The 25,618-nt window shown below is 71.5% G+C and carries 21 protein-coding genes and 2 pseudogenes; 12 read left to right on the forward strand and 11 right to left on the reverse strand.

All coding sequences use genetic code 11. The features are described from left to right. Window positions 1–271, reverse strand: a pseudogene (locus ACJ73U_RS28460) (Hsp70 family protein); the annotation flags it as partial. A gap of 132 nt (window positions 272–403) precedes the next feature. Then, complete coding sequence (locus ACJ73U_RS28465) at window positions 404–2,395, reverse strand: Hsp70 family protein (RefSeq protein ID WP_407780799.1); 1,992 nt, start codon at window positions 2,393–2,395, stop codon at window positions 404–406. Between the two features lie 177 nt (window positions 2,396–2,572). On the opposite strand from ACJ73U_RS28465, the gene ACJ73U_RS28470 reads away from it, so the two are divergent. Continuing rightward, window positions 2,573–7,240, forward strand: coding sequence for an ATP-dependent helicase (locus ACJ73U_RS28470; RefSeq protein WP_407780800.1), 4,668 nt, complete (start codon window positions 2,573–2,575; stop codon window positions 7,238–7,240). 541 nt (window positions 7,241–7,781) lie between these two features. On the opposite strand, the gene ACJ73U_RS28475 is transcribed toward ACJ73U_RS28470, so the two are convergent. Beyond that, window positions 7,782–8,165 (reverse strand): excisionase, encoded by a 384-nt coding sequence (locus ACJ73U_RS28475; RefSeq protein WP_407780801.1) that lies wholly within the window; start codon window positions 8,163–8,165, stop codon window positions 7,782–7,784. Between the two features lie 62 nt (window positions 8,166–8,227). Between ACJ73U_RS28475 and ACJ73U_RS28480 the strand changes: the two are divergent. Together ACJ73U_RS28480 and ACJ73U_RS28485 are read left to right on the forward strand one after the other, a co-directional pair. Next, window positions 8,228–8,665: pseudogene (locus tag ACJ73U_RS28480) on the forward strand (Clp protease N-terminal domain-containing protein); the annotation flags it as partial. A 90-nt stretch (window positions 8,666–8,755) separates the two neighbouring features. Then, window positions 8,756–9,622: a Clp protease N-terminal domain-containing protein gene (locus ACJ73U_RS28485; protein ID WP_407780818.1), complete on the forward strand. Its 867-nt coding sequence runs from the start codon at window positions 8,756–8,758 to the stop codon at window positions 9,620–9,622. A gap of 117 nt (window positions 9,623–9,739) precedes the next feature. On the opposite strand, the gene ACJ73U_RS28490 is transcribed toward ACJ73U_RS28485, so the two are convergent. The 3 genes from ACJ73U_RS28490 to ACJ73U_RS28500 are packed head-to-tail and all read right to left on the reverse strand — an operon-like array spanning window position 9,740 to window position 11,662. Further along, window positions 9,740–10,468: a VOC family protein gene (locus ACJ73U_RS28490; protein WP_407780802.1), complete on the reverse strand. Its 729-nt coding sequence runs from the start codon at window positions 10,466–10,468 to the stop codon at window positions 9,740–9,742. A gap of 31 nt (window positions 10,469–10,499) precedes the next feature. Further along, on the reverse strand, window positions 10,500–11,261 hold the full coding sequence (locus tag ACJ73U_RS28495; RefSeq protein ID WP_407780803.1) for a maleylpyruvate isomerase N-terminal domain-containing protein: 762 nt from the start codon (window positions 11,259–11,261) through the stop codon (window positions 10,500–10,502). Beyond that, the gene (locus tag ACJ73U_RS28500) at window positions 11,258–11,662 is read right to left on the reverse strand and encodes an SAV_6107 family HEPN domain-containing protein (protein ID WP_407780804.1); all 405 of its coding nucleotides are present in this window, start codon (window positions 11,660–11,662) and stop codon (window positions 11,258–11,260) included. Before ACJ73U_RS28500 ends, ACJ73U_RS28495 begins: the two co-directional genes overlap by 4 nt. Before the next feature lie 212 nt (window positions 11,663–11,874). On the opposite strand from ACJ73U_RS28500, the gene ACJ73U_RS28505 reads away from it, so the two are divergent. Both ACJ73U_RS28505 and ACJ73U_RS28510 read left to right on the forward strand, forming a co-directional pair. Continuing rightward, complete coding sequence (locus tag ACJ73U_RS28505; protein WP_407780805.1) at window positions 11,875–12,375, forward strand: YbaK/EbsC family protein; 501 nt, start codon at window positions 11,875–11,877, stop codon at window positions 12,373–12,375. Between the two features lie 17 nt (window positions 12,376–12,392). Then, window positions 12,393–12,956 (forward strand): GNAT family N-acetyltransferase, encoded by a 564-nt coding sequence (locus ACJ73U_RS28510; RefSeq protein ID WP_407780806.1) that lies wholly within the window; start codon window positions 12,393–12,395, stop codon window positions 12,954–12,956. Between the two features lie 49 nt (window positions 12,957–13,005). Here the strand turns inward: ACJ73U_RS28510 and ribA are convergent, their stop codons facing one another. From ribA to ACJ73U_RS28525, 3 genes are all read right to left on the reverse strand, one after another. Further along, a complete protein-coding gene (ribA, locus tag ACJ73U_RS28515) occupies window positions 13,006–13,752 on the reverse strand; it encodes a GTP cyclohydrolase II RibA (protein WP_407780807.1) in 747 nt (248 codons plus the stop codon). A gap of 5 nt (window positions 13,753–13,757) precedes the next feature. Beyond that, window positions 13,758–15,221, reverse strand: a complete 1,464-nt coding sequence (locus ACJ73U_RS28520; protein ID WP_407780808.1) for a PfkB family carbohydrate kinase — start codon at window positions 15,219–15,221, stop codon at window positions 13,758–13,760. Between the two features lie 495 nt (window positions 15,222–15,716). Next, entirely contained in the window at window positions 15,717–17,360 is a 1,644-nt protein-coding gene (locus ACJ73U_RS28525; protein WP_407780819.1) for a DUF885 domain-containing protein, read from the reverse strand. A 103-nt stretch (window positions 17,361–17,463) separates the two neighbouring features. Here ACJ73U_RS28525 and ACJ73U_RS28530 point away from each other — a divergent pair, with 103 nt between their 5' ends. Then, on the forward strand, window positions 17,464–18,114 hold the full coding sequence (locus ACJ73U_RS28530) for a DUF3153 domain-containing protein (RefSeq protein ID WP_407780809.1): 651 nt from the start codon (window positions 17,464–17,466) through the stop codon (window positions 18,112–18,114). On the opposite strand, the gene ACJ73U_RS28535 is transcribed toward ACJ73U_RS28530, so the two are convergent. After that, a complete protein-coding gene (locus ACJ73U_RS28535) occupies window positions 18,111–19,013 on the reverse strand; it encodes a methylenetetrahydrofolate reductase (protein ID WP_407780810.1) in 903 nt (300 codons plus the stop codon). The genes ACJ73U_RS28530 and ACJ73U_RS28535 overlap by 4 nt on opposite strands. A 152-nt stretch (window positions 19,014–19,165) precedes the next feature. On the opposite strand from ACJ73U_RS28535, the gene ACJ73U_RS28540 reads away from it, so the two are divergent. From ACJ73U_RS28540 to ACJ73U_RS28565, 6 genes are all read left to right on the forward strand, one after another. Further along, window positions 19,166–20,266 (forward strand): polyprenyl synthetase family protein, encoded by a 1,101-nt coding sequence (locus ACJ73U_RS28540; protein ID WP_407780811.1) that lies wholly within the window; start codon window positions 19,166–19,168, stop codon window positions 20,264–20,266. Continuing rightward, window positions 20,267–21,787, forward strand: coding sequence for a phytoene desaturase family protein (gene crtI / locus ACJ73U_RS28545; RefSeq protein WP_407780812.1), 1,521 nt, complete (start codon window positions 20,267–20,269; stop codon window positions 21,785–21,787). A gap of 66 nt (window positions 21,788–21,853) precedes the next feature. Continuing rightward, window positions 21,854–23,248, forward strand: coding sequence for a hypothetical protein (locus ACJ73U_RS28550; RefSeq protein ID WP_407780813.1), 1,395 nt, complete (start codon window positions 21,854–21,856; stop codon window positions 23,246–23,248). Window positions 23,249–23,459: 211 nt separating this feature from the next. Beyond that, window positions 23,460–24,017 (forward strand): hypothetical protein, encoded by a 558-nt coding sequence (locus ACJ73U_RS28555; RefSeq protein ID WP_407780814.1) that lies wholly within the window; start codon window positions 23,460–23,462, stop codon window positions 24,015–24,017. 13 nt (window positions 24,018–24,030) lie between these two features. Continuing rightward, window positions 24,031–24,309, forward strand: a complete 279-nt coding sequence (locus ACJ73U_RS28560) for a hypothetical protein (RefSeq protein ID WP_407780815.1) — start codon at window positions 24,031–24,033, stop codon at window positions 24,307–24,309. A 12-nt stretch (window positions 24,310–24,321) separates the two neighbouring features. Continuing rightward, complete coding sequence (locus ACJ73U_RS28565; RefSeq protein ID WP_407780816.1) at window positions 24,322–25,323, forward strand: MauE/DoxX family redox-associated membrane protein; 1,002 nt, start codon at window positions 24,322–24,324, stop codon at window positions 25,321–25,323. Here the strand turns inward: ACJ73U_RS28565 and ACJ73U_RS28570 are convergent. After that, window positions 25,305–25,618, reverse strand: a 314-nt coding sequence (locus ACJ73U_RS28570; protein WP_407780817.1) for an Rv2175c family DNA-binding protein, incomplete at its 5' end; no start/stop codon positions are given. The genes ACJ73U_RS28565 and ACJ73U_RS28570 overlap by 19 nt on opposite strands.

Consider the following 25,618-nt stretch of genomic DNA (forward strand, 5'->3'; position numbering starts at 1 on the left):
AGAGCGCCTCGGTGACCGGCACGACGACGTCACCGAGCAGCAGCGTGCCGTCGTCCACCCGGCGCTTGGGGTTGGGCTCGAACCGGGCGGGGTCCAGCCGGGCGCGGCGCTCGGCGTCCCGCCCGACCACGAGGTTGCCGTCATCGTCGGCGAACAGCGCGGACGGCATCGTGGCAGACCCGTCCACCTCGATCACCCGCGGCGGCCGGCCGTGCGCGGACAGCACGGCAACCGTGTTGGACGTACCGAGGTCAACCGACAGGACGGCCACGACTCTCCCCTCGCAATGGCTGGTCAGGGAGATGCTGCCATGCCCGGCCGGATCATGTGGCCGGACCCGCGATAGTCGGGCGGCCGGGTGCGCCAGCGGGGACGCGCCTACCCGGCCCCGCGGTCGACCAGGTCACGAACCTCCGCCGTCGCCGCCTGGCTTGATGTGCTGGTCGAAGTAGTTGACCAGGTCGGCGAGACTGTCCGAGCCGCTGATGTCGATCTTGATGAGCACGCCGGCCACCGGGGAGTCGTCGACCGAGAACACCAGCATGCCGCTGCCGCTCACGATCTCGATCGCCGTGTACTTGCCGGACAGGCCGCCCCCGTCCCAGTCGCCTTCCTTGGGATCGGCGCTGGACGTGCCCGTGCCCTCCAGCTGCTTGACGACGCTGTCGACGTACTGCTTGGCGGTGTCGACGCCGGACTGCTGGCTGCCGTCGGCCTTGTCGCTGCCGCCGAAGTGCATGTACATGACGGAGTACGTCGAGTCGATGGTGCACGTAGCTGTCGTGGCGCCCGGGGTGTCGATCTGCTGGTCGCCCGCGGTCGCCCCGGACTTGCAGTCGTTGTTGTCCGCGACGGCGCCCGCGACCTTCCGCATGCACTCGCTCATGCCGTTGCTGTCGGCGGTGCGGTCGGTGCAGTCGGTGCCCGCCACGGTGCCCGACCCACCACCGCTGCCGCCGGAGTCGCCCGACGTCGCGATGATGATGCTGACCACGGCGATCACCACGACCGCGACCACAGCGGTCGCGATGTACCAGCCCTTGTTCGACGAGCCGCCGGAACGCTGCGCGGGGAACGGTTGCGGGGTCTGCAGCGGCATGGGCGACTGCTGCGCGGACATGGCCGGCATCGATGTCGGCGTGCTCGGCGGCCCCTGCACCCGCTGCGGTCCGCTGGCGGGGAACGGGTTCTGCGCGGGTGTGGACTGGGTGGGTGGCGGCGGGGGCGGCCCCGGGTTGAACCCGCCGATGCGCGGCGGGGACACCTGCCTGGTTCGCTGCACGTCCTCGATCGTGTTGCTGATGTCGCTGGTCCGCAGCGTGATGCCCTCCTGGGGCACGTGGTGCGCTCCCAGGGCGACGGCCGTCTCCGGCTGGTCGAGGCTCGTCGGCACGACGCGCATGTTCTCGGCGATCAGGGTCGCGATCAGGGGGATGCGGGAGGACCCGCCGACCAGGTAGATGCCCACGAGGCGCTCGGGCGTCATCCCGGTGGACCGGATGGTGCCGGCGAGCAGCTCGACGCTGCGCAGCAGGCCCGGCCGGATCAACGCCTCCAGCTCCACCCGCGTGACCAGCACGTCCTCGAACGGCTCGGGCAGCGGCACCTCGGTCTGCGGGTGCCGCGACAGCGACTCCTTGGCCGCCTTGACGTCCTCGCGGAGCGCGCGCTGCGCCCGCCGGTCCCCGGTGGACACCGGGCGCAGCAGGCTCTGCCAGCGGCCCGGGTCGCGAACGGACACCTGCCGGCCGACGTGCTCGAGCAGCGCCTGGTCCACGTCCAGACCGCCCAGGTCAGGCAGCCCGGCCTCGGCGAGCACCACGAACCCCTTCTGGGTGGCGCCGACGACGGCCACGTCGAAGGTGCCGGCGCCCAGGTCGTACACGGCCAGCGCGTGGCCGGGCGCCAGCGACTGGCCGGGGAACGAGGCGAAGTGCGCGGCCGCAGCGACCGGCTCGGGCACGAGCACCAGGTTCGAGCCGGCGCCGGCCTGCCGCGCGGCGGACAGCAGCACGTTGCGGCGCACCGGCCCCCACTGCGCCGGGTGGGTCAGCCGCACCTCGTCCGGCCGCTTGCCGCCGAGCTGGCGGGACGTCTCGTCGACGACGCGCCGCAACACGCCGGCCAGCGCGTCGGTCACCGGCACGACCTGGTCGCCGAGCAGCAGCGTGCCCTCGTCGACCCGGCGCTTGGGGTTGGGCTCGAAACGGGCGGGGTCCAGCCGGGCGCGCCGCTCGGCGTCGCGGCCGACCACGAGGGTCCCGTCCTCGGCGGCGAACACGGCGGACGGCATCATCGACGCGCCGTCCACGTCCACCACCCGCGGTGGCCTGCCGTGCGCGGACAGCACGGCGACCGTGTTGGACGTGCCGAGATCCACCGACAGGACGTTCACGACTCTCCCCTCGTCGCCTTGTGCCTGGAGATGCTGCCAGAACGCCCCGACACTGTGGGACGGGTCCCGCACATCCACCAGCGGAGTGTTCCGGAGCTCACCCGCCCCTTCCCCCCACGATATGGCCTCTGACCTGGAGAAACGGAAATTGTCGGTGCTCGGGTTCATGATGGTTCCGTGAGTTCCGACGTGCTCGACCTGTTCTCGCCGGCGACCAGGCAGTGGTTCACCGGCGCGTTCGCCATGCCCACCGAGGCCCAGCGGGGCGCCTGGGAGGCAGCGGCGGCGGGTGAGCACGCGTTGGTCGTGGCCCCGACGGGCTCAGGCAAGACGCTGGCCGCGTTCCTGTGGGCGCTCGACCGGCTGGCCACGCAGCCGAAGCCGGCGGAACGCACGGCGCGCTGCCGCGTGCTCTACGTGTCCCCGCTGAAGGCGCTGGCCGTCGACGTGCAGCGCAACCTGCGCGCGCCGCTGGCCGGCATCAGCCAGGCCGCCCGGCGCCTCGGCGACGCGGACCCGGGCATCACGGTCGGCATGCGCACCGGTGACACGCCGGCCGACGAGCGCAGGTCGTTCCAGCGCACCCCGCCGGACATCCTGGTGACGACCCCGGAGTCGCTGTTCCTGCTGCTGACCTCCGCGGCCAGGGAGTCGCTGCGCGGGGTGGAGACGGTGATCGTCGACGAGGTGCACGCGGTCGCCGGCACCAAGCGCGGCGCGCACCTCGCCGTGTCGCTCGAACGGCTCGACGCGCTGCTCCCCCGGCCGGCGCAGCGCATCGGCCTGTCCGCGACGGTTCGGCCGATCGACGAGGTCAGCTCGTTCCTGGCGGGTGGCCGACCGGTGCGGGTGGTCGCACCCAAGATCGGCAAGACCATCGAGATGACGGTCGTGGTGCCGGTCGAGGACATGACAGAGCTGGACGGGCCACCGCCGATCGACGGTCCCGTCACGCCCGATCCCGACCTCGATCTCGACCTGCCGAGCGGCATCGGCACGCTCGAGGAGATGACGGGGCCGGTCGGCGGCACCCGCAGGCCGTCGATCTGGCCGGCGGTGGAGGAACGGGTGCTGGAGCTGGTCCGCCGGCACCGGTCCACCATCGTGTTCACCAACTCGCGGCGGCTGGCGGAGCGGCTGACGTCCCGGTTGAACGAGCTGGCGGCCGAGCGGGCGGCGGCGGCCGGCGGCGAAGGGGCGACCTACCCGGCGGACGTCGGTCGTTTCCCGGCGGCGGCCATCGCCGGGTCGGGCTGGGCGGCAGGGGTGAGGACGCCGACCGTGGCCAGGGCCCACCACGGCTCGATGTCCCGCGAGCAGCGCACCAACGTGGAGGAGGCGCTCAAGTCCGGGCACCTGCCGTGCGTGGTGGCCACGTCGTCGCTGGAGCTGGGCATCGACATGGGCGCGGTCGACCTCGTCATCCAGATCGAGGCGCCGCCGTCGGTCGCGTCCGGCATGCAGCGCATCGGCCGCGCCGGGCACCAGGTGGGCGCGGTGTCGCGCGGGGTGATGTTCCCGAAGTTCCGCGGTGACCTGGTGTCGTGCGCGGTGGTCGCGGAGCGGATGGCCGAGGGCGCCATCGAGGCCATGCGGTACCCGCGCAACCCGCTGGACGTGCTCGCGCAGCACATCGTGGCGATGGTCGCGCTGGAGCCGTGGTCGGTGCCGGACCTGGCGGCGCTGGTGCGGCGGGCGGCGCCGTTCGCGGCGTTGCCGGAGTCGGCGCTGCACTCGGTGCTGGACATGCTGGCCGGGCGGTACCCGTCGGAGGAGTTCGGCGAGCTGCGCCCGCGCGTCACGTGGGACCGGATCAACGGCGAGCTGCGTGGGCGGCCAGGTGCGCAACGGCTCGCGGTCACCTCCGGCGGCACGATCCCGGACCGAGGCCTGTACACGGTGATGACGCCAGCCTCGGAGAGCGGCGCCGGCTCGCGGGTCGGTGAGCTGGACGAGGAGATGGTCTACGAGTCGCGGGTGGGCGACACGTTCCTGCTGGGCACGTCGTCGTGGCGGATCGAGGACATCACCGCGGACCGGGTGATCGCGGTGCCGGCGCCGGGTGAGCCGGCGCGGATGCCGTTCTGGAAGGGCGACGCGCCCGGGCGACCGCTCGAGCTGGGCCGCGCGCTGGGCAAGTTCCTGCGCGAGGTGTCGAGCATGCCGGAGGAGGCGGCGCTGGCCAGGGCGAGCGCGGCGGGCCTGGACGCGTTCGCGGCCGGCAACCTGCTGGCGTACCTGTCGGAGCAGAAGGAGGCGACCCGCCACGTCCCCGACGACCGCACGCTGCTGATCGAGCGCTACCGCGACGAGCTGGGCGACTGGCGGATGGTCGTGCACTCGCCGTTCGGCGCGCAGGTCAACGCGCCGTGGGCGCTCGCGATCGGCGCGCGGATGCGGGAGCGGCGCGGGATCGAGGCCCGGGTCGCGCACTCCGACGACGGCATCGTGGTCCAGCTGCCGGACGCGGTGGACGACGAGGGCGCGGACGTGGTGGCCTCCGCTGAGGACGTGCTGCTGGACCCGGAAGAGATCGAGCAGATCGTGGTGGCCGAGGTGGGCGGCTCCGCGTTGTTCGCGTCGCGGTTCCGGGAGTGCGCGGCGCGGTCGCTGTTGTTGCCGCGGCGCGACCCGCGCAAGCGGACGCCGCTGTGGCGGCAGCGGCAGCGTGCGTCGCAGCTGCTGTCGGTGGCGGCCAAGTACGAGCAGTTCCCGGTGGTGCTGGAGGCCATGCGCGAGTGCCTGCAGGACGTCTACGACCTCGCCGGGCTGCGGACGCTCATGTCCGAGGTGCGGTCGCGGAAGATGCGGGTCGTCGAGGTGGAGACGCAGTCCCCGTCGCCGTTCGCCCGCGGCCTGATGTTCGGCTACACGGCGATGTTCCTGTACGACGCGGATGCCCCGCTGGCCGAACGGCGCGCGGCGGCACTGTCGCTGGACTCGTCGCTCCTGGCCGAGTTGCTCGGGTCGGAGGCGATCCGCGAGCTGCTCGACCCGGAGGTCCTGGTCGAGGTCGAACACTCGCTGCAACGCCTCGACCCGTCGCGGCACGCGCGCCACGCGGAGGACGCGGCGGACCTGCTGCGGTTCCTCGGCGACCTGTCCCCGGCCGAGGCGGCGCTGCGTGGCGTGGAGCCGGGATGGCTGGACGAGCTGGAGCGGCAACGCCGGGTCATCCGCGTGCGGATCGCGGGCGAGGAACGTTACGTGATCATCGAGGACGCGGGCCGGATGCGGGACGCGCTCGGGGTCGCGTTGCCCGTGGGCGTGCCGGAGGCGTTCACCGAACCGGTCGACGACCCGCTGGGCGACCTGCTCTCCCGGTACGCCAGGACACACGGACCGTTCCCCGCCGCGGAGGTGGCGACCCGGTTCGGCCTAGGCGTCGCGGTGGTGACCGGCGTGCTGGACCGCATGGTCGGCATGGGTCGCCTGGTGCGGGGCGAGCTGCGCCCGGGCGGCACACACGTCGAGTACTGCGACGCGGATGTGCTGCGCCGGGTGCGCCGGGCCTCGCTGGCGAAGCTGCGTGCCGAGGTGGAGCCGGTCGAACCGGCCGCACTGGGTCGCTTCCTCCCGACGTGGCACGGCGTCGGCAAGCGCTTGCGCGGCGCCCCGACCGCGGACGACGTGCTGTCGACAGTGGAGCAGCTGGCGGGCGCACCGCTCCCGGCGAGCGGGTTCGAGTCGCTGATCATGCCGTCGCGCCTTCCGGGCTACACCCCCGCGCTGCTCGACGAACTGACCACGTCGGGCGAGGTGACGTGGTGCGGCACCGGCTCGCTGGCGGGTGGGGACGGCTGGATAGCGCTGGCCCCGACGGACGTGGCGGACCTGCTGCTGCCGGACGTCGAGGACGCGGTGCCGGACACTCCGCTGCACGGAGCCGTGCTGTCCGCGATGGACGGTGGCGCGCTCTTCTTCCGGCAGTTGGCCGACCGCGCGGCGGCGGTGCTGTTGGACGGTGGCGCGGAGGCCCCATCGGACGCGGACGTCGTCGCGGCACTGTGGGACCTGGTGTGGTCGGGCCTGGTCACCAACGACACGATCGCGCCGCTGCGCGCGTTGGTGTCGGGGCGAGGCGCGGCACACAAGGCGCGGCGGTCGGCGCCGAGGGGTCGTTATGCACGGCTGCGGGGCGCCCGGCCGACGATGCCGAGCAGGACCGGACCGCCGACGGTGGCGGGCCGGTGGTCGCTGGTGGTGCCGCGTGAGCAGGATCCGACCCGCCGGGCCCATGCGCGGGCGGAGGCTTTCCTTGAGCGGCACGGCGTGCTGACCCGGGGTGCGCTGGACACCGAGCGCGTGACGGGCGGGTTCACCGGGGTGTACAAGGTGCTGCGCGCGATGGAGGAGTCCGGCCAGATCGTGCGCGGGTACGTGGTGGAAGGCCTTGGTGCGTCGCAGTTCGCGGCTCGCGGGGCGGTCGATCGGTTGCGCGCGCTGTCCCGTACGGACAGTGCGGTGGCGGTGGACGCGCAGGCGACGGTTCTGGCGGCCGCGGATCCGGCACAACCTTATGGCGCGGCGTTGTCGTGGCCGGAGCCGGTGGGCGAGGGAAAACATCGGCCGGCGAGGAAGGCCGGGGCGTTGGCGGTGCTCGTGGACGGTGTGCCGGTGTTGTATGTGGAGCGTGGGGGGCGGTCGTTGCTGTCGTTCACAGAGGACGACGTGGCGTTGCGGACTGCGGCTGAGGGGTTGTCGCAGGCGGTTCGGGAGGGATGGTTGGGGTCGTTGGCGGTGCAGCGGGCGGATGGGGAGGTGGCGTTGACTTCCGGGTTGGCGGATGTGTTGAGGGAGGCTGGGTTTCGGGCTACGCCCAAGGGGTTGCGGTTGCGGGCTTGATCTTCTTGTGGTGGTTGGTGCGGGGTGGGTGGGGGGTGGGGGTGGCCGGGGGCCGGGGGGCGGGTGTGCCGAGGGTTGGCGAGTGGGGTGGGTTGGCTTGGGCTGCTTGGAGGCCGTTTGGGGTTCTTCTTTGGGTTTTGAGCTGCTTTGACGGTGTGGGTGGCGTTGGGTGAGGACAGTCTGATTGGCTGGAGCTGGCCGCTGGCGGGTCGTTCGCGGTGGGATCCTCGCGGTGGGATCCTTGGCGGGGCCCTTCGTGCCGGGGCCTCTTGTGCGGAATCCTTCGTGCAGGGATCTTTGGCAGGCCCTTCGTAGGGTCGCGGTAGGGACCATACGAAGCGGATCCCTGGCCGGCCCGTTCGTGACGAGATCCTCCGTCAGGGGATCCTCGCGGCGGGGCACTTCCTGGTGGGCCCCTTGCGGTGCCCCGTTCGTGGCGGGATCCTTCGTGGCGGTGGCGGTGGCGGCGCGTTGCCTTCGCTGCTTTGATTGCCCTGGTTTCTGGCTTCGGTGTTCTTGGGCTGCCGCGGTCTTGCGCTGCCTATTTTTCTTTTTCTTGCTTTTCCTTCTCCTGCTTTTCCTTTTCTAGGGCTGCCAGTCTTAGTTCCAGTTGGTCTACTCGGTGGCGTAGCAGGGTTACCTGCGCTTCCAGGCTTACTTCGCGTTCTGCTCGGCGTTGGATTCTTGGGGAGCGGGACGCTCGTTCGACCACCGCGTCCAGGGGGACCAGGCGTTGGGGGCCGTTGGGGCCGTCCACCAGGCGGGACTCGATCTCGCCGTTGCGGTACCACGCTCTCAGGGCCGATCGGGATACGCCGGTTTCCTGTTCCGCCTCGGCAAGGGGGACCCAGGGGGTTTCGTCCAGTTGTGCGAAGAGTTCCAGCTCGTCCCGCCAGCGGGAGAGGCGTTCGTCCCAGTCCGACATAGCGGTACCCTATCACTGATACTGTATTGACAGGGTTCAAAGCACCCCTGAACATCAGTGGCATGTTTGAGCGGTTCACCACTAACGCTCGCGGGGTCGTCATCCAGGCACAGGTCGAGGCCCGCCAGCTTCAGCACAGTCAGATTGGGACCGAGCACATCCTGCTCGGACTGTTCGGGACGCCGACGAGCATCGCGGCTCAGGCGTTGGGGCAGTTGGGGGTCACCGCGACCACGGTTCGTGACGCCGTTGAGGTCGAGGTGGGGCGGGGGAAGGAGGCACCTAGCGGGCATATCCCGTTCAGTAAACGCGCCAAGAAGATTCTTGAGCTGTCTTTGCGGGAAGCTTTGCAGCTCAAGCACAACTACATCGGCACCGAGCACATCCTGCTGGCCATCCAGCGTGAGGGTGAGGGGCTCGCGGCGAAGATCCTCGGCAACCAGGTCCACGACCTGCTCGCGGTTCGGTCCGCCGTTCTCGAATTGCTCGGTGCCGGGCAGCAAGAACACGCCACCAGCGACGTGCCCCGGCGGACCAACGCGGCTGATGAGGTGGTTCAGGCCGCTCAGGCGCTGGCCGGGGGTGCGCCCATGGGGAGCCATCACCTCCTGGAAGCGCTGATCCGCGCTGAAGGGAGCATGGCGGCCAAGGTGCTCACCGATCTGGGCGTCGATCCGGCCGCGGTTGCCGCCAAGGTCGACGAGTTCGACACCGAGGAGACCACCGACGCGACTCCGGAGGAGACCGCCGCGCGGAAGATGGAGCTTCGGTTCGTCACTCGGGCGGTTGGGGGCGAATCCAGGGGCGGTACCGGCGGGGTCGGCGAGGGCACCGGCAGCGGGACCGGCGGCGGCACAGCCGGGGGCACGGGGGCAGGCGGCGGCGCGACGACCGAAGGCGGCACGCTCGGAGACGCGACGACCAGGGGCGGCACGGCCGAAGGCGCGGCTGCTGGGGGCGGCATAGCCGGCGGCGCGGGTGCAGGCGGCGACACGACTGGCGGCGCGACGACCGAAGGCAGCGCACCCGGGGGCGGCACAGCCGCGGGTGCGGCTGCCGGAGGCACGGCCGGGGCCGGGGAGGCTGTCGGGGGCACGGCCGGTGTCCGGACTGGTGAGGGAACCGGTGGTGCCGAGGGAGAGGTTGGGAGCAGTCCGGGCGGGGAGGCCAGCGGCGCCGGTGAGGAGACCATCGAGGAGGTGCACCTGGTCTTTCGGGATCAGGCGACGATCAACCTCGCGAAGGCGGTTGCCGGGCTCGTCGGGGGGCCGATCACCGGGACTGGGCCGGTCGCGGGCAAGTTCGTGCCGCTCTGGACCGCGACCAACGACCTGTTGATGTCGCTGCTGCAGTCCCTGCGGGAAGGGGCGCCGCAGGAAGAGCGCAGCAAGGCGGCGCTGCTGGTCCGGCGCGTTCTCCACGATCGCCTGCGCCGTCGTGGTCGTGCTGCCGACTGATCGGTCCACCTGAACTGATCGGGTCCACCTGAACTGATCGGTCCACCTCAGTGGAAGGCGCGTTCGGCGGGGACGCGCCTTCCATCCTTTATCAGCTCGGGACGTCGCGGGCGTCGGTCATCTCGGGATCAGGACGCAGAACTCGTTGCCCTCCGGGTCGGCCATGACCACCCACGGGGCGGAGTCCTGACCGATGTCGATCTTGCGGGCTCCCAGTTCCAGCAGGCGCGTCACCTCCGCCCAGTGGTCGTCCTCCAGGAACGGGGCCACGTCCAGGTGGACGCGGTTCTTCGTCTCGTGCGGGTGCTCGTCGCGGACGAACTCCAGCCAGGGGCCTCGGCCGGTCGGGGAGCGGAGTGACGCCGTCGACTCCGTGGTGCCCACCACCGGCCAGCCCGTCGCCGCCGCCCAGAACTCGGCCAGGCGCAACGGGTCCAGCGCGTCGATCACTATCGCGGCCACGGCACCCGTCGTCAGGTACTCCGGACGGGACTCCAGTACGCAGAACTCGTTGCCCTCCGGATCGGCCATGACCACCCACGGGACGTTGCGCTGGCCGATGTCCGCGCGCGCCGCCCCCGCGGATAGGGCATGCGTCACCTGCGCGGTCTGGTGATCCGGGGACGCGCTCGCCAGGTCCAGGTGGACCCGGTTCTTCGTCACCTTCGGGTCGGGCACGTGGACGAAGACCAGCTCGAACTCCCCGCCGTCGTCGGGTGGCGCCGTCACCTCCACCTCCTCCGCGTCCTCATGGGTCACCTGCCAGTCCAGCAGCGTGGCCCAGAACCGGGCCAGCGCCGCCGGGTCGGCCGCGTCTACCACCACGTTGCACAGTCGCGTGGACATGCGCAGGAAACTAGTCGATCGCACCGACAACTCAGCGGGTCGCCAGCCTCAGCAGGTCGCTCAACTGGGTGACCACTTCCGGGTCACCTGCCTCCAGCACGTGCGCGCCCGGTCTGCGGCCCCACAACCACAGGTACATGCCCGCCGGATCGCTCGACACGATCGCGTCCACCTGCTCGTCGCCTTCCGCGCGCCAGGCCGACGTGCCCGTCGCCGTCGTCTGGGCTATCCACCGCCTGCCGCCCGTGTGGATGGCGACCCTGCCCGGGCGCACGTCCGACACCCCCAGCACGCCCAGGCGGTGGGTGAACCACAGCGACATGATCTCGTCCACGCCGTCCAGCGCCATCTCGGGCGGGATACCGCCCACCGTCGCGGCCGCGCCGCTCATCTGCACGTCGTGGCGGTGGACCGTGGTCTCGTGGGCCAGCCGCCGATACCAGAAGCCGTAGTTCTGGTGTTTCGGCCACCAGGTCGGGGCGCCTTCCAGCGGGTCGTGCCGGGCCAGTTCGTGGACCACCTCGAGCAGGCCGGCACGCAGGTAGTCGACCAGCGACTGGTCCTCGCCCGGCGCACGCTGCCAGCGGGTGGGGCGCCGGCCGTCGTGCAGCCACGACACCACCATCCGGTACACGCTGCCCACGTGCCGCACGACCTCACCCAGCCGCATGCCGGGCAGGTACGGCACCTCCGACTCCGGATCCGAGCCGATCGTCGACGTGGCCAGCCGCTCGCCCTCCACCTCGAGGACGTCCAGCAGGTTGTCATAAGCGAGCAGCGGTGTGACGGTCACTGGTCGCGCACACCACGGATCATCCGCGCCACCAACTCGACGAACTGCCCGGACTGGCGCACCAGGTCGTCCGCGGACCTCGTGCTGACGGCACGCGTGATCCCCGCCTGCACCGACGCGCGCGTCGCGGAGCAGGACGCGAAGAACGCCGCCCACTCCCGCAGCTCCGGCGCGACCGAGGACAGCAGTGTCCACACGCTCATCGGGCGCGCCCGGCCCCGGTGTGGACGGCCACGCAGCGCCAGCAACGCGGCGGCACCACGCAACGCCGCGAGGTAGGCTGCCGCGAACCGGTGTGCCGGCTCATTCTCCAGCTCGGCCGCCAGCAAGCCGTTCTGGGCCTGGGTGAGCAGGCCGAGTGGGGTCTCCGGCGCTGCCGAGTGGTCCAGGGTCGCGGTCATGGTCCGGCCTCCCTCACAGATCACAGACTGTGATGACGAGCCGTGGGGAAGCCGGCGGCGCTCGGTGGCAAGGCGCTTCCCCCGCCCCGCCACCGAGCTGGTGTTCGAACTTCTGTTCGAACGAATCCACCATAACTCCAGGTGCGGGAAGACTCAACCTCGGTTCGGATTTTCCGGAGCGAGACACGCCACAGCCATGGTCAGATATGGCCATGACCACTCACGACCACCCTTCGATCAGCAAGTTGGCCGCCGCCCTGCGTGAGGCCGGGATGACCACCGCCGCGGACGGCATCCGCATCCTCGACGACGAGGTGCGCACCGCGGCGGCGGCCGCGGCCGCCCTCGGTGTGGAGGTGGGCGCGATCGCCAACAGTCTCGTCTTCCGTGCTACGTACGGTGACGAGGTGCGGCCGTTGCTCGCGCTGACCTCCGGGGCGCACCGCGCCGACACGGACGTGCTGGCACGGCTGGTCGGAGCGGACGCGGTCGGGAAGGCGGATCCGGCGTTCGTGCGGGAGCACACCGGTCAGGCCATCGGCGGGGTGGCGCCCGTCGGGCATCCCCGGCCGGTTCACACGGTCGTGGACGAGGATCTGGCGCGCTACGCGGTGGTGTGGGCGGCGGCCGGGCACCCCAAGTCGGTGTTCCCGACGACCTTCGCCGACCTCGTCGCCCTGACGGGGGGCACAGCGGCGAACGTCGCGAGCTAGGAGGAGAATCACACCTCGTGACCGCTGTTCCGCCCCGTGTCGAACGGTTCGCCGAGCTCTCCGCCGACGAGCTGCGTGCCCGCCTGCCAGAAGCCCTCTCGCTGTACGTCACGGCGATGCGTTATCCGGCGGGTACCGCCGAGCAGCGGGCGCCCATGTGGCTCGCGCACATGCTCCGCGCCGACTGGCGGTGCGTCGCCGCGTTCGACACCGACGACCACATGGTGGGCATCGCCTACGGGTACCGGGGCGCCGCCGGGCAGTGGTGGCACGAGCAGGTGCGCCGCGGGATCATCGAGCGGTCCGGCGTGGCGCTCGCCGAGCGGTGGCTCGACGACTACTTCGAGCTGACCGAGGTGCACGTCCGCCCGACCAACCAGGGACAAGGGGTCGGGGAGGAACTGCTGCGTCGGTTGCTGGGCGGCGTGCGCAGTGCGAAGGTGCTCCTGTCCACACCCGAGGGTCCTTCTCGCGCGTGGCGTCTTTACTACAGGCTCGGGTTCACCGACGTACTGCGGCACTATCGGTTTACCGGCGATCCCCGGCCTTTCGGCGTTCTCGGCCGGGTCCTGCCTTTGTGAAATTCGTTCGATGTGCCCTGTCCACCAGGAACAGGGCACATCGAACGGGTCAGCTGACCATGTCGGTCGGGACCCCCGCCGCCACCGGTTGTTGGTCCACGTCCACCGAGTGAAGTGGGAGTTCGACCACCTCGGCCGGTTGTCGTGCGGGGACCAACCGACGGACCAGGCGGCGAACTCGGTCCCATGGGGTGTCCAGTTGGGCCAGGGGAATCGTGTGGCCGTACCGGGCCTTCGCGGCCAGGTAACGGCGCGCTTCCCGGCTTTGCCCCCTCACCAGGAAGGGCTGCTGCTCTACCTGGAAGTCTTTGGTGGACAGTGCGGCCACCTTCGCGGGATTGTTCGTGAGTAGTCGGACTCTTTTCAGGTTCAGGCTACGGAGGATTGCCACGGCGTCCTCGTAGGTTCTCGAGTCCTCGGGGAGGCCGAGCTTTCGGTAGCTCTCGAAGGTGTCGATGTTCCGGTTGCTCTGCGTCAGCTGATAACCCAACGCCTTGGCAAGCAGGCCGGCGCCTCGGCCTTCCTGGTCGAGGTAGATGAGCACGCCGGAGCCGGCCTTGCGCATCATGGCCATCGACTGTCGCAACTGGTCGCGGCAGTCGCAGTCGACGGATTCGAAAATCTCGCCGTAAACACATCGCGAGTGGATTCGAACAAGACATCCGTCGGTCGGTTCGCCGAACACGGCGGCACACGGCTGGTTACCGTGCATGTAGGAAACGTCACCGAGCACGACCACACGGAAATCCCCGTCGGCGTGCCTCAGTTCGTGTTCCGTCAGGTTCCTTTCGCCCACGCGGGCTACCCCACACTCTGGTCCGACTCCATCGTTCGCCCAACATCGCTGGGCTTAGGCATGGCGTCTGTGATGATGTCGATGGACAGGTTCGTGGCCATCGCCGCGGTCGCCCACTTGAGCGTCTCTTCGGTGAGGGCCCGTCGCCCGATCCTCAACAAATGGTGCAACAGGGCGGCCGAAAAAGCCTCCCGAGCGCCGGGTGAGTCGGTGAGCGGTACGGATGGTGCGTTGATCGTCGCCTGCAATTGAGGAGAGCTGATCACGGCCTGGAAGTTCTCGACGACGCACACCGTGGTCACGCCCATGGTGCGCAGCTGCCGGGCGACCTCTTCCATGGTCCTGGTGGCACCGCGGTCAGGTAGTAGCTGACGCAGCGCCCATTGCGACCCGACGATGTAGTCGACCCCGCCGAGCTCCCGGTAGATCTGCTGTGGACGCTCCAGGGGCGGTGACGCCTGCAGCAGCACCAACGGTTCGCGGGGGAGGTTCCGTGCGGTGTCCAAAGTCCACTTCACGACGTCCACCGGCGCTTCCAGGGTCACGAGCACGGCATCGGCGTGTGCCAGGGCCTGGCTCATTGCCTGGTTTCGCATGTCTCTTGTGGAGAGTGCGACCCGGAGCTCGTTCTTCCAGCCGATCGTGGCGGCGTCTCCGTTCGGCAGCACAATAACCTGCGCCACCGGGGTCGTCTCGCCCGGTGCTCGGATGATCAGGTCGGTGGACAGGTCTTCGGATCGCATGTACTCCAGGAGCCTGGTGGCCGGTTCGTCGTCGCCGACGGCCGCGGCGAAGCGCACGTCGAAGCCCATTCGCGCACCGGCGACCGCGAGGTTGAGGCCTTTTCCGCCCGGGTTCATCTGGAAGGACGTGGCCTGCACCGACTCGCCCTTTTCCGGCAGTTTCTCCACCACCGAGATCAGGTCCATCACCGCGCCGCCCACGACGACGACCGCGTTGGCGCGCTCGTCCGTCGACACCGGACGAACGCCGCCGGCCGCACGCACGATGCGTTCGGCGAGCACGCCCAGCGTGCGCTCCTCCACCGAGCCGCGGAGGCCGCGCACGGTCGGGGTGGGTGGTGGGGACGGGACGCCCATCAGCTCGTGCAGCACCATCCAGCCCTCGGACAGTGCGATACGGCGGACCCCCAGGTCGGCTCGGTAGAGCCGCGTGGCCAGTTCCGGGCTGTCGTGCAGCCGGTCCTGCAACAGGCCGAGCGCGAGGACGACGTCGGCGATCAGCCGGTCGGTGGGTGGCAGCTCCGCCACCACGCCTGCGACCGCGTCAACGATCGCCTGCTCGACCGGCACCCCAGACTCGCGGATGACCCGCTGGACGACCGGCAGGTCCGCCAGGACCCTGGTGTCCACCTCGGTGTCGCGCAGTCGTCGCGCGCTCAGGCCGGCATGGGTCCTCAGCTTGAGGAAGACGCCGCGGACGCCGATGACTTCCGCGTCGGTTGCCATGACCAACCTCCACTGCATGTCATTTGCCTCCCACTATCTCGCGTTGGGCAAGCACCCGGACCCACCGAACGGGCGCCAAAATCCGCCCGTAAGTGACTCGGTCCGCTGGTCCGATCGGGGTGGTTCACCTAGTGACACAGGACTGTCACCTGCGGTGATGAGAAGTTGACCATGATAGCGGCAGCCCCCGTCGGGTACCTCACCGAGGTACCTGCACAGGTGCATGGAAGTGGCAGGCTGTGATTTTTTCGTCACCTAATTGGTCGAATCACGGTCGAAGATTGCGCGTTCCCCAGAGAATCGGGGCCTCGGAGCCATCCGTTAGCCAGGTCGACGACCGTGTCCGGGCACGGGGGTCCACGGGTTGCGGCGGCGGTCCGACCGACGCGAGCACGAGCGCCGAGAGGACCACGAGCGGCGACGGGCGGCGCGGTCGCGGCATGCTGGCGGCCACCGGCGGCGCCCGGACGACCGTCCGGCGAACGGCACACGGCGTCAGAGGGCGGCCAGCTGCTCCCGGAGGGTGTCCAGGCCCATCTGGCCGAGGTACAGCGCCTGCATGTGGAAGTCCTTGAGGTCGAAGTCCGCGCCGCGGCGGGCCCGTGCCTCCTCGCGGGCCGAGAGCCACAGCCGCTCGCCGAGCTTGTAGGCCGGTGCCTGGCCCGGCCAGCCCAGGTAGCGGTCCACCTCGTCCACCACCAGCTCGCGCTCGGTGATCGTGCGGGTCAGCATGAACTCCAGCCCGAGCTCCGGCGTCCAGCGCTCCCCCTCGTGGAAGCCCGTCCCGGCGGGGATCTCGAGCTCGAGGTGCATGCCGATGTCGATGATCACCCGGGCCGCGCGGAACAGGTTCTCGTTGAGCATGCCGTAGAGGTCGCCGTCGTCGGTGAGGTAGCCGAACTCACGCATCAGGCGCTCCGCGTACAGCGCCCAGCCCTCCGAGTACGCCGGCACCCACGCGAGCATGCGCTGGAACTTGTTCAGCCGCTCCGCCTGGTACATGGCGGTCGCGATCTGCATGTGGTGCCCCGGCACGCCCTCGTGGTAGACCACGCTGACCTCGCGCCAGGTGGTGAACGAGTCCTTGTCCGGCGGCAGGGCCCACCACATGGCGCCGTTGCGGGTGAAGTCGTCGCTCGGGTGGGTGTAGTAGGCGCCGGCCGAGCCGCCGGGCGGGGCGATCCGGCAGTCCAACCGCATGATCTCGTCGGGGATGTCGAAGTGCGTGCCCCGCAGGTCCGCCAGGGCCTGGTCGGACAGCCGCTGCATCCAGTCGCGGAACTCGGCGACGCCTCGCACCTGGTAGCGCGGGTCCGCGTCCAGTGCCTCCGCCGCCTCGGCGAGACCCGCCCCCGGCTTGATCCGGTCGGCGGTCTCCTTCATCTCGGCCTCGAGCCGGCCGAACTCCGCCCAGCCCCACTCGTACGCCTCACGCAGGTCCAGGGCGGCGCCGAGGTAGCGGCGGGAGAACAGCCGGTACACCTCCTCGCCGACCGCGTCCTTCGCCGGCCCCTTGGGCAGCAGCTCGGTGCGCAGGAACGCCGCGAGGTCCGTGTACGCCCGCGACGCGGCCGCGGCACCCGCGTCGAGCTCGGCGCGCAGGCTGTCCGGGCCGCCGGCCGCGAACTCGGCGAAGAAGCCCTCGCCCCACTTCGCGCACTGGTCGGCGACCTTCGCGACCTGCCGCCGCGCGGAGACGTGCCCGCGCTCCGCCGCGTACCGCAGGCCGGCCTGGTAGCTCGCCATGGTCGCCGGCAAGCGGGACAGGCGGGTCGCGATCGTCGCCCAGTCCTCCTCGGTGTTCGCCGGCATGAGGTCGAACGTCTCGCGCAGGTCCTGCGGCGCGCTGGCCAGCACGTTCAGGTCGCCCTCGACCAGCCCGGCGTCGTAGATCTCGTTGTCGATGCCCAGCCGCTCCGTGAACACCGCCTTGGCCACCCGCTCCCGCTCGTCGGCCGGCTCGACGTCCGCGACCTCGCGCAACGCCCGCCGCGCCAGCTCGGCCCGCGCGGCACAGCCCTCCGGGGACAGGTCCGGCAGCTGGTCGTCGTACCCGGGGATGCCCAGCGCGGTGGCGGTCGTGGGCGCGAGACGGGCGTAGGCGTCCACATACGAGTTGGCGATGCGGTGCACGGTCATGGCGCGGACGGTACTCACCCGGTAAGCGGCGAGCACGGGATTTCGCCACCACGTGTGCTGCTGGCAGGATGGCGCGGTGCGCAGCGCCTCCAGAGTGGTCGGGATGATTGTGCTGTTCAGCGTGCTCATGTGCGGGCTGTCCGGCTGCTTGCGGGTCCACGCGGCGCTCGCCGTGTCCCCGGACGACAAGGTCTCCGGCGAGTTGATCGTCGCGACCGTCCAGACGAACGACCAGGACAACGGGCCGACGCTGACCATCCCGCCCGAGCTCAACGACCGGGTGCGCACGGAGAAGTACCTCCAGGACGGCTACGTCGGGCAGCGGGTGACGTTCTCGGGGCTGCGGTTCGTGGACCTGGCGCAGCTGGTGCAGACGATCTCGGAGGTCAAGCAGTACCGGCTGTCGCTGCGGCGGGCCGGGGACCTCGTGACGCTGGCCGGGTCCATCGACCTCACGCAGGTGCCCGCGGACCGGGCGGACGTCCAGATCAAGATCGCGTTCCCCGGCTCGGTGATCCGCACGGACGGCGACGAGGACAAGGGCACGGTCAGCTGGTCGCCGAAGCCGACCTCGGTCACCGAGTTCAACGCCGTCGCCCAGTACTCCAGCGACGGCGGCAACTCGTGGGTGAGGTGGGCGCTGCTGGTCGGCGGCGCGGCCCTGCTGGCCGCGGTCGTGGCCACGCTGCTCGCCCTGATCGCGCACCGCCGCAGCGTGAGCGCCGACCGCGCCCAGGCCGCCGCCGCCCGTTAGCCGACCGGCTGGGCCGTGCGGCCCGGGACGAGGCCCAGGCGCTCGACCACGATCTCCTTCGTCGCCTTCGAGCGGTTGAACGTGTAGAAGTGCAGGCCAGGCACGCCCTCGGCCAGCAGCCGCTCGCACAGCTCCGTGGTCACGTTCATGCCCTCCTCGCGGAAGGCCTTTGGATCGCCGGACAGCGGGTCCATGCGCGCGGCGAGGGCCGGCGGCATCGACGCGCCGGACAGCTCCACCGTCTTGGCCAGGATCTTCGGCGTGGTCAGCGGCATGACGCCCGGCAGCAGCAGCGTCTCGCAGCCCGCCGCGGCCACCCGGTCGCGCAGGCGCAGGAAGTCCTCCGCCTCGAAGAACAGCTGGGCGATCGCGAAGTCCGCGCCCGCGCGCAGCTTGCGGACCAGGTACTCCGTGTCCGTGTCCAGGTCCGCGGAGCGCGGGTGACCGTACGGGAACGCGGAGACGCCGACGCAGAAGTCACCGAGCGAGCGGACGAGCCGGACCAGCTCCTCGGCGTACTCGAGGCCGTCGGGGTGACGGACCCACTCGCCGTTGGGGTCGCCGGGCGGGTCGCCACGCACGGCGAGGACGTTGCGGATGCCCAGCGAGGCGTACCAGCCGATGACGTTGCGCAGTTCGGTCACCGACTGGTCGACCGCGGTGAGGTGGGCCATCGACACGAGCGTGGTCTCGGTCACCACGCGGCCGGTGGTGCGGATCGTGCGGTCGCGGCTGGAGCCGCCGGCGCCGTAGGTCACCGACACGAACGCCGGGTCCAGGCCCTCCAGCGAGCGGATGGCGTTCCACAGCCGCAGCTCGTCCGCGTCGTCGCGCGGGGGCATGAACTCGACGGAGAACACCGGTCGGTCACCGGGGATGCGATCCACCACCGACGTCATGCCGCCCCCTCGCCAGCACCGTGGCGGCCCGAGCGCTCGTGATTCGCTCCGCAAGCTCCGCTCATGGAAAACAGGGTAGTGAGTGGAGCTATAGGCGGTCTCAAGCCCACCCCGCCCATGCGTGGCGCCCGCTGAACACGCAGGATGGGCACGTGACCCTGGAGATCGACGGCGACATCGACACCGCCGTGCACCGGCAGGTCGAGGTCGTGCTCCGCCGCTACCTCGCGCAGCGGCGCGCCGAGCTTCCCGAGCTGGCGCAGACGTTCGCCGCCGCCGTGGACACGCTGTCCGACTTCGCGCTGCGTGGCGGCAAGCGGATCCGGCCCACCTTCGCCTGGTGGGGCTGGCGCGCCGCGGGCGGCGAGGGCAGCGGACCGCGGGCCGAAGCCGTGCTCACGGCGGTCACCGCGCTCGAGCTGATCCAGACGTGCGCGCTCGTCCACGACGACCTCATGGACGCCTCCGAGCTGCGCCGGGGCCGGCCGACCGTGCACGTCCGGTTCACCGGCGCGCACCGCGCGGGCGCGTGGCTCGGCGAGCCGGAACGCTTCGGCATGGCCGCCGCCATCCTGCTCGGCGACCTCGCGCTGGCGTGGGCGGACGACCTGTTCACCGGCGCGCCCCTGCCCGAGGAGATGCGGCGGGCGGCCCGGGAGCCGTGGCTCGCCATGCGGGCCGAGATGTTCGCCGGCCAGTACCTGGACGTGCTCGCGCAGGCCGAGGGCGACGAGTCCGAGGACCGCGCGCTCGGCGTGGCGCGGCTCAAGACCGCCGCCTACACCGTCGAGCGGCCGCTGCACCTCGGCGTCGCGTTCGCCGGCGCCGGCCAGGACACCGTCGACGCGGTCCGCACGTTCGGCACGGACATCGGCGTCGCGTTCCAGCTGCGGGACGACCTGCTCGGCGTGTACGGCGACACCGAGGTCACCGGCAAGCCCGCCGGCGACGACCTGCGGGAGGGCAAGCGCACGCTGCTCGTGTCGCTGGGCCTGCGCTACGCCGAGGAGGCCGGCCGGCACGCGGAGGCGGACCTGCTCCGCGCCGCGCTCGGCGACCCGGACCTCACCCGGGGGACCATCGAGCGCGTGCGGGAGCTGCTGGTCGAGGTCGGCGCGGTGGACGAGCTGGAGCGGCGGATAGCCGCCCTCACCAACTCCGGGATGGCCGCGCTCGACGCGTCCGGGCTGGCCGAGCCGGGCCGCACCCGGCTCGCGGACCTCGCGATCGCCGCGACCAGGCGGGACCGCTGAATGCGGAGGGTCGACGGCCCCACCGACCACGTGGTCGTGGTCGGTGCCGGGCTGTCCGGGTTGTCCGCGGCGCTGCACCTGCTCGGCGCGGGCCGGCGGGTGACCGTGCTGGAGGCCGCGCCGCGGGTCGGCGGCCGGGCCGGCGGCGAGGCGCTGGGTGACTACCGCATCGACACCGGCGCGTCCGTGCTGACCATGCCGGAGCTGCTGGACGAGGCGTTCGCGGCCGTCGGCTCGTCCCTGGCCGAACGGGTCGAGCTGACCAGGCTCGACCCGGCCTACCGCGCGCACTTCGCCGACGGCAGCACCATCGCCCTCCACACCGACGCGGCGGCCATGGAGGCCGAGGTCCGGCGCGTCGCCGGCCCCGCGGAGGCGGACGGCTACCGGAGGCTGCGGGCGTGGCTGACCGAGCTGTACCGGACCGAGCGCGACACGTTCATCGGCGCCAACTTCGACTCGCCCCTCGACCTGGTCTCCCCCGGGCTCGCGCACCTGACCGCGCTCGGCGGGTTCGGCCGGCTCGGCGCGAAGATCGGCCGGTTCCTGGCCGACGAGCGGCTGCGGCGGCTGTTCTCGTTCCAGTCGCTGTACGCGGGCGTGGCGCCGCGGCACGCGCTGGCCGTGTACGCCGTGATCGCCTACATGGACACCGTCGCGGGCGTGTGGTTCCCGCGCGGCGGGGTGGCCGCGGTCCCCGAGGCCATGGCCGCCGCGGCCACCGACGCCGGCGCGGACGTGCGGCTGTCGACCGGCGCGGCGTGGCTGGAGCGGCGGGGCGACCGGGTCGTGGCCGTCCGCACCACGCACGGCGAGCGGATCCCCTGCGACGCGCTCGTGCTCACCCCCGACCTGCCGGTCTCCTACCGGCTGCTCGGCATGGCCCCGCGCCGCCCGCTGCGGCCGCGCTGGTCGCCGTCGGCGGTGGTCCTGCACGCCGGCCTGACCCGTACGTGGCCGCTGCTGGGACACCACACGGTGTTCTTCGGCGAGCACTGGGACCGCACGTTCGACGAGATCCTCCACCGGGGCCGGCTGATGAGCGACCCGTCGCTGCTCGTCACCCAGCCCTCCCGCACCGACCCCGGCCTCGCGCCAACCGACCGGCACGTGGTCTCGGTGCTCGCGCCGTGCCCGAACCTGGAGACCGCGCGGTTCGACTGGCCCCGGATCGGGCCGGCGTACCGGGCCGAGCTGGGTCGGGTGCTGGAGCGGCGCGGGCTCGCCGGGTTCGACGGCGCGGTCGAGGTCGAGCGGCTCGTCACCCCCGCGGACTGGGCCGGCGCCGGGCTCGGCGCCGGCACCCCCTTCTCACTCGCGCACACGGTCGGCCAGACCGGCCCGTTCCGGCCGCGGAACCTGGTCCGGGGCGTGGCCAACGCCGTGCTGGCCGGGTGCGGCACGACGCCGGGCGTCGGCATCCCGCCGGTGGTGATCTCCGGCCGGTTGGCCGCGCAGCGAGTGGTCGGACCACGCGTCGGGGCCGGTGTGGGCCGATCCCGGCACGTGGCCGTCCGATGAGTTGGGATACTCCTGTCGGCATGGGCCGAACGGACCGACAGGCGCGCCTGGATGGAGAGTCGCACGATGGCCAGAAGATCGCGCCTGATCGCGGTGCTCACGGCGGGTCTGCTCGCGCTGACCGCCTGCACGAACGAGGTGCCGGGCAGCGCCAGCGGGGTCGAGATCGGCCCGCTCACGACGAAGGAGGCGACCGCGGCGGCCCTGTCGGGCTTCGCCGAGTCGGCCGCCGTGCGCTACCAGGGTGACCTGGTCGCCGCCGACGGCGCCAAGCTCACCGCGGACGTGACCGCGACGAGCGGCGGCGAGGTGTTCGGCACGATCACCGTCGACGGCCTCGGCGCGACGATCGTGGTGCTCGACAAGACCCTGTTCCTCAAGGGCGCGCCCGAGTTCTGGTCCGCCATGGCCGCCCGTTTCGGCGTCACGTCCGGCGACGGCACCGCGCTCGGGAACCGCTGGGTGAAGCTGCCGACCGTGCTGCTCGGCGTCGAGTTCGCGGACATCTTCACCCCGGACGTCGTCGCGCGCACCGCCGGCAAGGCCGTCCGGGACGCCGACGAGGAGCTGACCACCAAGACCACGGCGGTGGGCTCGGTGCCGGCGCTGGAGGTGCCGGTCACCGGCGGCACCGTCTACCTCGCCAAGGACGCGCCGCACGGCCTGGTCAGCCTCAGCATCGACGAGATCGGCACCGCGGCGAACACCAAGGCCAGGGACATGAAGGTCACGGTCACCGACGTGTCCGCGAACGTCAACCAGATCTACACCGACCTCGCGAACCAGGCGAAGAACGAGCTGGGCACCGCGGTCGACGCGCTCACCTCGATCACCCAGGGCGGCAACCACTTCGACGCGTGCGGCGCGGCCAGCTGCACGATCGCCGTGGACGTCACCAACCCGTCGAAGAAGGCGGTGCGGGTGCACCTGAAGGCCGACTGGACGGGTGACAACACGTCGCTGGGCAGCTGCGAGCAGATCTCCGACCCGCTCGCGCCGGGCGGGTCGCTGGCGATGAACTGCGCGCTCACCTCGCCGCAGTGGGTGAGCTTCTACCAGCGGGCCAACTCGGTGCCCGGCACCCACCCGTACGGCGCGGTGTGGACCGCGCTCGCGCTGGCCGACCCGCCGGACGCGGCGTCGCTGGCGGCGCTGGCCGGCGCGGCGCCGGCGGACCCGAAGAAGAAGCGGGAGTCCGAGAAGGGCTACGCCGTGTACCAGATCGGCAACGCGGGCGGCGTGTGGAAGTACGGCGTGGCGCCGGCCCGGTACTGGCGGGACAACGCCAAGGAGCAGCTGCGGGCCTGCCTGGGCATCAGCCAGTCGGTGTGCACGTACTCGCTGGTCACCACCGCGGAGAACGCGGTGTCCGCGTACGGGCTGGTCAACCAGCTGGTCACCGCCTACGTCAAGGACAAGGGCAAGTGCCCGGCCGGCCAGTGGGTGAGCTGCGCCAGGTGACGGTGCCGTTCGGCGCCTCGTCCGACCGCTGAGCGGAGGCGAGGCAATCCGACACAGCCTGCCCTCGCGGCGGCCGGAGCGCTGCCCTTTGGGGTAGCTCGGGGCTCCCGTTAACCCGGACCGCGATGACTGCCCCCCACGGCGCCGAACGGCCATCCTCCCTGGTACGGGCCACGGAGGTCGTGGGCCGGTCACCGTGAGAGGAACGACGATGACGGTGCCAGACGGAGCCCAGCTCTCCGAGGACGGCAAGTATTGGTGGGACGGTGCCGACTGGCAGCCGGTGCCCGAGGATGGCGGCGGGTCGACCGAGGTCGGCCAGCTCAGCGACGACGGCAAGTGGAAGTGGGACGGCAGCGAGTGGCAGCCCGTCGACGAGGGCGACGGCACTGGCACTGACGCCGCCGACGGCACTGACGCCGGCGCTGGCGACGGCACTGGCACTGGTGACGGCACTGGCGAGGGCGGCGGTGACCTGGCCGGCGCGCTGGCCGAGCAGGGCATCGAGATCTCGGCCGACGCCGCGGACCCCGGCTACATCCAGCAGATGTACGACCACCTGAACAACTTCTACAACGAGTTGGACGACAAGGGGCAGGCGATCGTGGACTCGCTGGCCCGCAACGGCGCGGACACCATCCTCGCCGACCCGGAGGTCGGTCTGGTCGCCCAGGACGACCCGCTGATCGCCGCGTTCGCCAACAACGACAAGACGCTCGGCGAGTCGCTGCAGGCGACCGGCGAGGCACTGCAGCAGGTCCAGGGCTGAGAGGGGATGACCGATGTCGTGGGATGAGTTCACCGCGTGCGCCAGCGAGGACGGCGTGATCCTCCAGGAAGCCGGTGAGGACGCGATCAAGCAGCTCACCGACCTGTGGGAGTCGCAGCCGTGGTACATCAAGGCGGCCCTGTCGAAGGCGGCCGAGTACGGCGGCGGCCTGCTGGAGGAGGCGCTGGCCGCGGCCGGCATCCTGGCCTCCGAGGCCATCGCCGCGGCGGCCACGGGTGTCGGGCTCGGCGCGATGGTCGCCGTGATCGCCGACTGTTACGACAAACTGTGACGTTGTGACGTTGTGACGCAAGGGATCGCGCTGGCGCTGGCCGTACTGCTGGTCAGCGCCGGCCTACCCAAACTGTGGCGCCCCGAGCACGTGGCCGGGGCGCTGCGGCGTGTCTTCGGTCAGCGCTTCCCGGTGCTGCTGCGCCGGCTCGGCCAGGCGCTCGGGCTGTGGGAGCTGCTGCTCGCCGCGGCCATCGTCGTGGTCGGCGGCCGGGTGGTCGGGATCGCCGTCGCCGTGACGTTCGCGGGGTTCCTCGGGTTCGTGGTCGCGGCCGTGCGGCGGGGGTCGTCGTGCGGGTGCTGGGCGTCGTTCAGCGAGGGACCGGCCGGCGGCGCGGAGCTGGCCCGCACGGGTGTGCTGGCCGCGGGCGCGGGATGGCTCGCGGTCGGCGGGTGGCCGCTCGGTCCCGGGTGGGCCGCGGTCGGCTGGGCGGCGGCGTTCCTGGCGCTCACCTGGCTCGCCACCGTCGTCGGCGGCCGGGTCGCGCCGGTGCGGTCGGCCCGCGTCGCGCGCCGGCTGACCCTGCGTGCGGCCCCGACACGCCGAGGCCGGGTACTCGCCCGGCTGGCGTTCCTGCTGGGGTTCGTGCACACGGGGACCACCGCCGAGCGGCGCCGCTACCTCGACGCCCTGGCGGCCGCGCGAGCCGCGGGACCGGTGCCACGGGAGCGCGTCGTCGCCCCGCGCCCACCGACGAAGGCGCCGTTCGCTCCGCACGCCTCAGCCAGAGCCGACGGCCGCCCCGCAAGCCCCGCTCAACGCGACACTCGCCTCGCAAGCCCCGCACAGAACGACGTTCGCCCCGCGCGCTCTACCCAAAGCGACGTTCGCTTGGCTAGCCCCGCACAGCGCGATGCTCGCTCCGCAAGCTCCGCCCAGCGCGATGCTCGCTCCGCAAGCTCCGCCCAACGCGATGCTCGCCCCGCAAGCTCCGCCCAAAGCGACGCTCGCTCCGCAAGCCCCGCCCAACGCGATGCTCGCTCCGCAAGCTCCGCTCAGAACGCCAGTGCCTGAGCGCGGCGCTTGACCTCGCGGCCGCCCGTGGCACGCAGTGCCTCGATGGGGGTGCCGCCCGGCAGGGTGTCGTCCGGCTCGAAGAGCCAGCGGAGCATGTCCTCCGGGGTGAAACCGGCGTCGCCGAGCACCGTTATCGTGCCCGGTAGGCCCTTGACAATCTGGCCGTCCGCGGTGAGGAACGGCGTCGGCACGCCCAGCACCTGGTCCCTGCGGACCGCGAGTAGCTGGCCGTCCCGCAACGCCTGCCGCACCTTCGTGATCGGCAGCCCCAACCGGTCGGCCACTTCGGGCA

Source organism: Actinophytocola sp. (assembly GCF_045807065.1).
Lineage (GTDB): Bacteria > Actinomycetota > Actinomycetes > Mycobacteriales > Pseudonocardiaceae > Actinophytocola.

What these genes read in the sequence shown, in the direction of transcription:
- ACJ73U_RS28490 (WP_407780802.1), bottom strand. Translation starts at nt 10,468, where the DNA reads ATGTCCACGCGACTGTGCAACGTGGTGGTAGACGCGGCCGACCCGGCG.
- ACJ73U_RS28550 (WP_407780813.1), top strand. Translation starts at nt 21,854, where the DNA reads ATGGCCAGAAGATCGCGCCTGATCGCGGTGCTCACGGCGGGTCTGCTC.
- crtI (WP_407780812.1), top strand. Translation starts at nt 20,267, where the DNA reads ATGCGGAGGGTCGACGGCCCCACCGACCACGTGGTCGTGGTCGGTGCC.
- ACJ73U_RS28530 (WP_407780809.1), top strand. Translation starts at nt 17,464, where the DNA reads ATGATTGTGCTGTTCAGCGTGCTCATGTGCGGGCTGTCCGGCTGCTTG.
- ACJ73U_RS28535 (WP_407780810.1), bottom strand. Translation starts at nt 19,013, where the DNA reads ATGACGTCGGTGGTGGATCGCATCCCCGGTGACCGACCGGTGTTCTCC.
- ACJ73U_RS28485 (WP_407780818.1), top strand. Translation starts at nt 8,756, where the DNA reads ATGGGGAGCCATCACCTCCTGGAAGCGCTGATCCGCGCTGAAGGGAGC.
- ACJ73U_RS28505 (WP_407780805.1), top strand. Translation starts at nt 11,875, where the DNA reads ATGACCACTCACGACCACCCTTCGATCAGCAAGTTGGCCGCCGCCCTG.
- ACJ73U_RS28560 (WP_407780815.1), top strand. Translation starts at nt 24,031, where the DNA reads ATGTCGTGGGATGAGTTCACCGCGTGCGCCAGCGAGGACGGCGTGATC.
- ACJ73U_RS28475 (WP_407780801.1), bottom strand. Translation starts at nt 8,165, where the DNA reads ATGTCGGACTGGGACGAACGCCTCTCCCGCTGGCGGGACGAGCTGGAA.
- ACJ73U_RS28500 (WP_407780804.1), bottom strand. Translation starts at nt 11,662, where the DNA reads ATGACCGCGACCCTGGACCACTCGGCAGCGCCGGAGACCCCACTCGGC.
- ACJ73U_RS28555 (WP_407780814.1), top strand. Translation starts at nt 23,460, where the DNA reads ATGACGGTGCCAGACGGAGCCCAGCTCTCCGAGGACGGCAAGTATTGG.
- ACJ73U_RS28525 (WP_407780819.1), bottom strand. Translation starts at nt 17,360, where the DNA reads ATGACCGTGCACCGCATCGCCAACTCGTATGTGGACGCCTACGCCCGT.
- ACJ73U_RS28520 (WP_407780808.1), bottom strand. Translation starts at nt 15,221, where the DNA reads ATGGCAACCGACGCGGAAGTCATCGGCGTCCGCGGCGTCTTCCTCAAG.